Consider the following 8,398-nt stretch of genomic DNA (forward strand, 5'->3'; position numbering starts at 1 on the left):
TAATAGTGGGGCTATTTGACGAAGAAGCAGGAATTTTTAGACCAATTTATCGCAACCGCAGTAGGGTAGTCTATTCTCGGACAGGCTCCTAGGAGCCTGGCCCTCAGAAAATCGAAAAACAGGCAGCTTTTCCATTGGTTTCGCGTTTCACAAACGATCATGAACAGCGTCTAACTCCAGCGCGGCAGACTTTTTTACAGGCTCATGGAGCTCAATCGCCAACAATTCTTTTGCCCATGCCAGGCGCTCATGTTGCCCGGCGGCAGCGGCTTTCTTTAACTGCACGCTAGGCGCATGCATCATTTTGTTGGTCAGGGTGTGGGCCAGTTTGGCCAGCACTTTTTCCGGGGGTACCCCGCGTGCTAACTCTTGCAGGCTACGCCGAAGTTCGTGGTTGCGAAGCGCTTCATTATTTTCACGATAGGCTCGTAGTACATGTACCGCATCGAGCTCACGCAACTGAGCGGTAAAGGCTAGCAGGTCTGACTCAATGAGGGTATCCGCAAGATCAGCAGCGTCTTTTCGCTGCTGGCGATTTTCATTGATAACATCTTCCAGGTCATCGACAGTATAGAGAAATACATCGGATAAACTGCCCACTTCTGGCTCAATATCACGAGGCACCGCAATATCAACCATAAACATCACGCGGCGCTTTCGTGCTTTTAAGGCTCGCTCAACGCAGCCTTTCCCTAATACAGGAATAGGACTGGCGGTGGAGGAGATCACAATATCAGCCTCATGGAGTACCTCAGGCAGGTCAGACAAGCGTACAGCCCGCCCACCGAACTCTGCTGTTAACTGTTTGGCCCTTACCAACGTCCGGTTGGCAATGATCAGATCGATCAGGCCCTGACGTTGTAGATGGCGGGCCACTAACTGGATTGTTTCTCCAGCACCGATCAGCAGCGCCGTATTTTCAGACAGGTCGGAAAAAATCTGCCGGGCAAGTTGCGTTGCCGAATAAGCGACAGAAACAGGTAGTTTACCAATGGCTGTATCCGTCCGCACCTGTTTAGCCGTTGAAAAGCTTTGTTGAAACAACTTGCTTAACAGTGGCCCCACGGTATCGGCTGCGCGAGCCTGGGCGTAGGCGGACTTTAGTTGCCCCAGAATCTGGGGCTCACCCAGCACCAGAGAGTCAAGCCCACACGCCACACGCATCATATGACGAATGGCATCTTGTTCCTGATAACAATAGGTATGATCTAGCAGCTGCTGGTAATCAACACTGTGATAGTTTGCCAACCATCTCAGCACCCGACTTTGGTCAACCGTACCTGCACAGTAAAGTTCTGTCCGGTTACAGGTAGATAAAATAGCGACTTCACGGGAACCTGTCAGCGGTTGTGCTCGTTTAAGCGCTTCAGTGAGTCCCTCTGGAGAAAAGGCAATCTTCTCCCTGAGGCTGACTGGTGCTGTTTTGTGGTTAACCCCGATGGTAAGATACCCCATCATTCTCCCGCCAGTGTTCAACGTTGCTGCTATTATTCACCCAGTTATGACTCAGGGGTAGAAGTGTTTACCCCTGTGCACTGAGTATATTTAAATAAGCAGGACTTTCAGCCGATCAATTTTGCAATGGAACGTCTGTAACTGCAAACCTTGTTACGATGTGCCATCATTGACAGGGGCGTGCCCTGACCGTAATGGCAAGATGTACACAAGCTTCAGTGGGCTAAACCACTTTTTATACCAATTTCCCATAGTACAAAGGGTATCCAACACAGGCTAAAGCATGGCGTCAATAAACAGAACAGTTTTTTCTTCCTCAATCGTGTTCATTGCCTTGTTCCTGAATGCATGCTCTGTGCATAACAGGTTGCAGCCAGCATCGAATGCCGTCAGACTTTCTGGCGAGGCTGACCAGCACTACAGTTCTTTCGCCCCGGATACATTGTATGATCTGATGGTGGCTGAACTTGGGGGGCATCGCCAGCGCTATGACCTGGCCCTTGGCAACTACCTGAAGCAAGCCCATAAAACTGAGGATGTTGGTGTTGTTAAAAGAGCTTATCAAATCGCGAGCTTTGTGGGTGCCAAACAAGCCACCTTGGATGCTGCGATGTTATGGGTAAAACTTGCGCCTGACGATGCCGTGGCACTGAAAGCCAGTGCTTTTGCTTTTATGCAAAACGGGAATTACCAACAAGCCATTGAGCGCATGGAGCAGGTATTGGCTCAGAACAGCGCTGCTGATTTTGACGGGCTTACCACCTTGTCAGCGCAGCTCCCTGATCAGGACAAAACGTTGTTACTGTCTGCCTTCAGTAAAGTTGTGTCAAAGTACCCGGATAATGCTTCATTAGCGCTCGGACAGGCCAACATGTTTCAGCAATTGAAGCGCTATGAAGAAGCGTTAGCGGTGTGTGACCGGCTGATTGAAAAAGACCATGACTCAATCAAGGCCATAATGACCAAAGGTCGAATCCTCAGTGATATGGGGCGTGATGAAGAAGCTGAGCGCATGCTGGCCAAAACCGTCAACACGTTTCCGAACCGGGATCACCTGAGAATGCTCTACGCCAGGGTACTGGTCAGAGCCAGCAAGCTCCCTGAAGCGCGTGAGCAATTTGAAATACTGCAATTACAGTCCCCCAATGACACTGAAGTAATCCTGTCCCTTGCTCTGATTGCCATGGATAGCAATATGGATGATGAGGCAGAAGGCTATTTTTTACGGCTTCTGGCATTGGGTCAACGACTGAATACCGCCAATTTCTATCTGGGCAAGCTCAGTGAAAAACACAAAAAATGGGAAAAGGCGCAAACGTATTACTCCGCTATCACCCCCAGCAAAGAGTTTATGATGGGGCAGGTCGCCATGGCTCAAATGCTGGCAAATCTGGGGCATTGGGATAAAGCCCGTATGGAGCTGAATACCGCCAGAACGCTGTATCCTGGTCATTCAGAGCATTTATTCCTGCTCGAAGGTGAGATATTGGTGAAGCGCGGTGACTACAAAGACGCTTTCGAGCTATACAACCGTGGGCTGCAACGCCATCCTGGCGCCATCAATCTACTGTATTCCCGGGGCATGGTGACAAAAATGCTTGGTGACCTCAACGGTATGGTGAAAGACATGAAGGCTATACTGGCGATGCAGCCTGATAACGCTATTGTCCTTAATGCGCTTGGGTATACCCTGGCCAGCGAAACAGATCGTCTTGATGAAGCCAATGTACTAATCAGTAAAGCCTATGCCATTAACAGTGAAGACCCTGCCATCATGGACAGCATGGGCTGGATTCAATACCGCCTTGGTCATCCAGCTAAAGCGCTTGTGCTTTTAGAAGCTGCCTATAAGAAGTTTCCTGATGCGGAGGTGGCTGCTCATCTAGGAGAGGTGCTATGGACTCTGGATCGGCGGGAGGAAGCCCGGGCTCTGTGGGCGGCGGCACTCAAGAAACAACCTGACAACAAACTATTGATAGAAACCGTCAATCGGCTGGAGTCAGACAAAGGTGGCGCAACTTTACCAAAAGTCCCTCAAAAAGCACCGTCACCATCCACAAAAAAACCGTAGCCGGAGGGCCATGCGTGCAGAACCGCCTGATGAAGCCATCGTTATCGTTATACCGTTTTCAACCCGGACACTGGCTGTTTGTATGCGCTGTGATACTTTTATCCGGATGCGGTACTTTACAAAAAGCCCCCGAGACGCTGTCTACGTCAGAAAAAGAAGCAGTCTGGCAGCAAACCCTGCTGCATCAGGCCAATGTTAAACAATGGGGACTGTCTGGTCGGCTGGGACTTCGCATCCCCGGCCGTTCAGGCTCCCTCTCTCTGAACTGGTCACAAAACCATGGGGCTTATACACTCTTGCTGGAAGGTCCTTTCGGGCAGTCCATAGCCACAATCAAGGGGGGGAAATACGGTGTTGTCGCCAGGGTGCAAGGTCAGGACAAGCCAGTCTCAGGCCCTGATGCAGAAGCCGTGATGATGCGCGTTACCGGCTGGGATCTGCCGGTTAGCTATCTCCAATACTGGGCGCGGGGTATCCCTGTGCCTGAAATCAGTGCCAATGTGACACTGAACGACCAAGGGGTCGCAGACCGCATTATTCAACAGGGCTGGACGGTTAACTATGCGGCTTATCGCAAGGAGAGCGGGCGGTTAATGCCATCGCGGCTCAAAGTCTCAAAAGATGCGATTAGTTTGGTCTTGTCTATTAGCCAGTGGACTTTGTAAAGCTATTTCAGGATTATGATGTACGATCTGACACTCCCTGCTCCCGCCAAGATCAACCGTTTTTTGCATATTATTGGCAAACGGTCGGATGGCTACCATAACCTGCAAACGCTGTTTCAGTTTCTGGATGTGGGTGATGAGCTGCACTTTACGCCAGCTGACCAGCTTTCTTTGACAACCTCTCTGACTGCCCTTGACAATGACGATAATCTGATTTTACAGGCAGCTCGTTTGTTGATGAAAGCCGCTGGCGTAGAAAAAGGTGTTCATATCACACTGACCAAAAACCTGCCTGTAGGGGGTGGTCTCGGAGGAGGAAGCTCCAATGCGGCTACCGTATTGCTGGGCCTTAACCACCTGTGGGGCCTGAACTTTTCACAAGACAGATTGGTAGCGCTGGGCTTGCGACTTGGCGCGGACGTGCCGGTATTTGTCCGCGGAAAAAGTGCTTTTGCCGAAGGCGTCGGTGAACAATTAACCCCCATGGAACCCAATGAGCCCTGGCTTGTGGTATTAACACCCGATGCCCATGTCAATACAGCACAGATGTACAGCCATCCCGATTTAACAAGAGATACCCCGCCTATTCCCGTTTGCGCGGCCTTGAATCAGCCGGCACGTAATGATTTTGAGCCGCTGGTTCGCCGCTGTTATCCCACGGTTGATAAATGTTTACACCTGTTGGATAATTTCGACCATTCGAGCATAGGGTCGGCCCTGATGAGCGGTTCTGGCGCCTGCGTTTTTTCCCCCTTCGGTACCCGGGAAGAAGCAGTTGCCGCATTACACGCCATTGCTCCTAAGGCAGAGGGTTTCGTTGCTCGCGGTATCAACAACTCACCACTTCACTCGGTTTTGAAAAGACTCAGCCTCGTGTGAGTGACCACTGTTTTGGGTTGCAGAATATTGAGTAGATCGACTACTGGCACGCATTTGTCATCTCGAAACCGGTATGTATTGAGTTGTTGTTCATTGGGGTATCGCCAAGTGGTAAGGCATCAGGTTTTGATCCTGACATGCGGAGGTTCGAATCCTCCTACCCCAGCCATATTTCCCGTCCCTGTTTTGTTTTTAACCACGGTTGCCCTGGCAGCTGTGGCTTTCGTCGTTTTATCCCTCATATCTATAGTTCAGCAAGGTAGTTGCCCGTGTCAAAAATGATGGTGTTTGCCGGTAATTCCAACCCGGATCTGGTACACAAGGTTGTTAATCAACTTCATATCCCCCTTGGCAAGGCTTACATTGGCCGTTTCAGTGACGGTGAAGTCGCTGTGGAGATTCAGGAAAATGTGCGTGGCCGCGATGTGTTTCTGATTCAATCCACCTGCGCACCTACCAACGACAACCTGATGGAACTGCTGGTGATGGCAGATGCGGTTCGCCGTTCGTCCGCGGTTCGCATCACGGCAGTGCTGCCTTACTTTGGCTATGCCCGTCAGGATCGCCGTCCTCGATCCAGTCGCGTACCTATCAGCGCTAAAGTTGTGGCAGATATGATCGCCAGTGTGGGTGTTGATCGTGTACTCACCGTGGACCTGCATGCTGATCAAATTCAGGGATTTTTTGATATTCCCGTAGACAACATTTACGGCTCCCCGATTCTTCTGGATGCTATTGAGCGCCAGCAGTTCGACAAACCGATCATTGTTTCACCTGACCATGGCGGTGTAGTGCGTGCCCGAGCTATCGCAAAGCGCTTGAACACCGATCTGGCAATTATTGACAAACGTCGTCCAGAAGCGAACAAAATTGAAGTGATGAATATCATCGGTGATGTGGCTGATCGTACTTGTATTCTGGTGGATGATATGGTCGATACTGCTGGCACACTGTGCCAGGCAGCGGCTGCTTTAAAAGCCAAAGACGCAAAAAAGGTTTACTCTTACTGTACACATCCCGTACTGTCTGGCCGTGCGCTAGAGAATATTGAAAACTCCCAGCTGGATGAGCTGGTTGTAACGAATACGATTCCGTTAAGCCCGGCAGCGCAGGCACTGGGCAAGATTCGTCAATTGGATATGTCGCCGCTGCTGGCAGAGTCTGTACGACGGATTAGTAATGCTGAGTCAATCAGCGCAATGTTTCAGTAATAGCCGGGTATCAAAGCTATGCGCGGGATGGTAAGTCATACATTCTTATTAGCTGGACCGCTTCAATGAAAGGTGGCTGAGCTACCTTTCATTGGTTAGTGACCATACGAGGGCAGCATCGACAGTCCATCCATAACTGCCAGCACCAGGGACACAATCCCAAAAGCAAGTACCAGCAGCATACGCATTTTGCCCCCTGGCACCTGATAATTATCAGAATGTTGTTTGCGCCCAATCCATGCCATAACCACCGGGCACAGGATACAAAACATAGTCAATGCCACACCGGCAAAGCTAATGGCGCTAATAAAACCATCAGGCAGCATTATCCCCAGTATCGTCGGTGGCAGAAATGTAATGGCTGCTGTTTTCAAGCGCCCGGCTATATCATTGTTAAAGCTAAACAGGTCAGCAATATAGTCAAACAGACTAAGCGCCACCCCTAAAAAGGAGCTGGCCACGGCCATATTGGAAAACAACTGCAAAGTGCTAGACATGCCTTTGTTCAGGCCATCGGCCTCCAAATAAGCTACTAAGGTACCAATATTGCCCCCTTGGGCAATCAGAGACGGAAACTGGTCACGGCTCAGAGTGCCGAAAATACTGGTAACCCAAAGCATATAAAAGCCCAGAGGTATTAAAGAGCCGATTAAGATTGCCTTGCGAATGGCACCGGCATCTTTATTTAAATAGCGGGTAACTGATGGGACACAGTTCTGGCAACCAAAGCTCACGGTAATAAAGCTCAGAGCCGCAAAAGAGTAGGGTAAAGTATCTGATAGCGCCAGAGTGGGAAAAAGTGCTTTGGTTTCGATATGTCCCAGCAAACCAGCCACGAAAACCAGGAAGCTGATCACCATAGCGCCAATCAAGGCCGTGGTGATACGGTCCACAGTCCGGGTACCAAAAACCACGGTACTGCCCAGCACGAGAGCGAAAACCAGGCTGGCAAGGGAGGGGGCGAGCACTATACCGGAAATGGATTCTACCGTGTGCCTGACAATAGAGCTGCCACCTGAGATATAAGCATAGGTCAGGATGTAGCAGACAAACGCAACAGATGCGCCGTTTAATAACCGACCGACTGTACCAATGGTTTGTTGTGCCATGGTGTCAAAACTAGCACCCAACGGAAACCGCAAATTTGCTTCCATCAGGTACAGTGCAGCGCTATACATGCAATACCAGACAACTGCCAGCATAATTAACGTGGGTACAAACCACATACCACTGCTGGCCACTGGTATGGAAAACATGCCTGCGCCTACAGCGGTGCCTCCAATAATAAATGCACTGCCAAAAATAGCGCTGAGCTTCGCTTTTCCCTGCTCCGCAGGGGGAGCAGCTACCGTTTCAGACATCGACTCTTCTGCCTTTGTTCATAAAAAATAGAATCTTCACACCATCATTAAACAGTCACTTTGCCTATTCCTGAGATAGTGTTTTATATCAATAGAGCTTGGGAGCACTTTCTGGATTTTAGGCTGAAATTGTCTTAAGTCCGACAGGCTCCTGTAAGTTGCTCAGATCTTTTGTGAGCCGCAACCACTGATAACAGCCAGCTGTTTTGGACTTTTCTTCGTTACATAGCACCACTATACCCTCAGAATACCCTCAGAGAATCACCCTCAGAAAATCGAAAAACAGGCAGCCCTTCTCATCAGTTTCGCTTTTCACGAAAGATCGTGAATAGCTTCTTATTACTAACTTTGCCGCGTATGTTAATTGTTGCAGAGTGTTATACCAATACCCTTTTCTCACTACCAAAATGAGTAGGGCAGACTCGACCTCAGAACAAGGCGAAATGACGAGTAAAATCTGCTATTACGAAGCGTTTTACTCCAGCACTATCACTCAAGTTTACCCGTGACGCTTTCACAGGTGTGCTTAAGGCACACAACATTCAGATTAGCATGGATGATGGCAAAGGGTGTTAGCGGGATAATATCGTTGTAAAATGGTTCTGACGAAGTATAAGTAGCATAAAGCGTGTCGCAAGGGGAGAATTCGCATCAAGTTCAGATTGCCGTTGGAGCTAGGAGGCTGTCCGAGAATAGCGCCCGTAGCGAGGATGGCAGAAAATTGAGGATAAAAAGTCGGAAATTTTTAGTGAATAG

At 49.6% G+C, this 8,398-nt stretch carries 6 protein-coding genes and 1 tRNA gene; 5 read left to right on the forward strand and 2 right to left on the reverse strand.

Going from position 1 to position 8,398, the window contains the following annotated elements; all coding sequences use genetic code 11:
* Positions 1–147 precede the first annotated feature (147 nt).
* Positions 148–1,458, reverse strand: a complete 1,311-nt coding sequence (gene hemA, locus V4C51_RS16155) for a glutamyl-tRNA reductase (RefSeq protein WP_330927215.1) — start codon at positions 1,456–1,458, stop codon at positions 148–150.
* A gap of 280 nt (positions 1,459–1,738) precedes the next feature.
* On the opposite strand from hemA, the gene V4C51_RS16160 reads away from it, so the two are divergent.
* The 5 genes from V4C51_RS16160 to V4C51_RS16180 all read left to right on the forward strand — a co-directional run bounded on the left by V4C51_RS16160 (position 1,739) and on the right by V4C51_RS16180 (position 6,281).
* Positions 1,739–3,526 (forward strand): tetratricopeptide repeat protein, encoded by a 1,788-nt coding sequence (locus tag V4C51_RS16160; RefSeq protein ID WP_330927216.1) that lies wholly within the window; start codon positions 1,739–1,741, stop codon positions 3,524–3,526.
* Positions 3,527–3,555: 29 nt separating this feature from the next.
* Positions 3,556–4,191, forward strand: a complete 636-nt coding sequence (lolB, locus tag V4C51_RS16165; RefSeq protein ID WP_330927217.1) for a lipoprotein insertase outer membrane protein LolB — start codon at positions 3,556–3,558, stop codon at positions 4,189–4,191.
* 15 nt (positions 4,192–4,206) lie between these two features.
* Positions 4,207–5,070: a 4-(cytidine 5'-diphospho)-2-C-methyl-D-erythritol kinase gene (ispE, locus tag V4C51_RS16170; protein ID WP_330927218.1), complete on the forward strand. Its 864-nt coding sequence runs from the start codon at positions 4,207–4,209 to the stop codon at positions 5,068–5,070.
* Between the two features lie 94 nt (positions 5,071–5,164).
* Positions 5,165–5,239: transfer RNA gene (locus tag V4C51_RS16175), tRNA-Gln, on the forward strand.
* A gap of 100 nt (positions 5,240–5,339) precedes the next feature.
* On the forward strand, positions 5,340–6,281 hold the full coding sequence (locus V4C51_RS16180) for a ribose-phosphate pyrophosphokinase (RefSeq protein ID WP_420797687.1): 942 nt from the start codon (positions 5,340–5,342) through the stop codon (positions 6,279–6,281).
* Between the two features lie 95 nt (positions 6,282–6,376).
* On the opposite strand, the gene V4C51_RS16185 is transcribed toward V4C51_RS16180, so the two are convergent.
* The gene (locus tag V4C51_RS16185) at positions 6,377–7,642 is read right to left on the reverse strand and encodes an amino acid permease (RefSeq protein WP_330927219.1); all 1,266 of its coding nucleotides are present in this window, start codon (positions 7,640–7,642) and stop codon (positions 6,377–6,379) included.
* Positions 7,643–8,398 lie beyond the last annotated feature (756 nt).

This window comes from Candidatus Sororendozoicomonas aggregata (assembly GCF_031528575.1).
GTDB classification, from domain to species: Bacteria; Pseudomonadota; Gammaproteobacteria; order Pseudomonadales; family Endozoicomonadaceae; genus Endonucleibacter; species Endonucleibacter aggregata.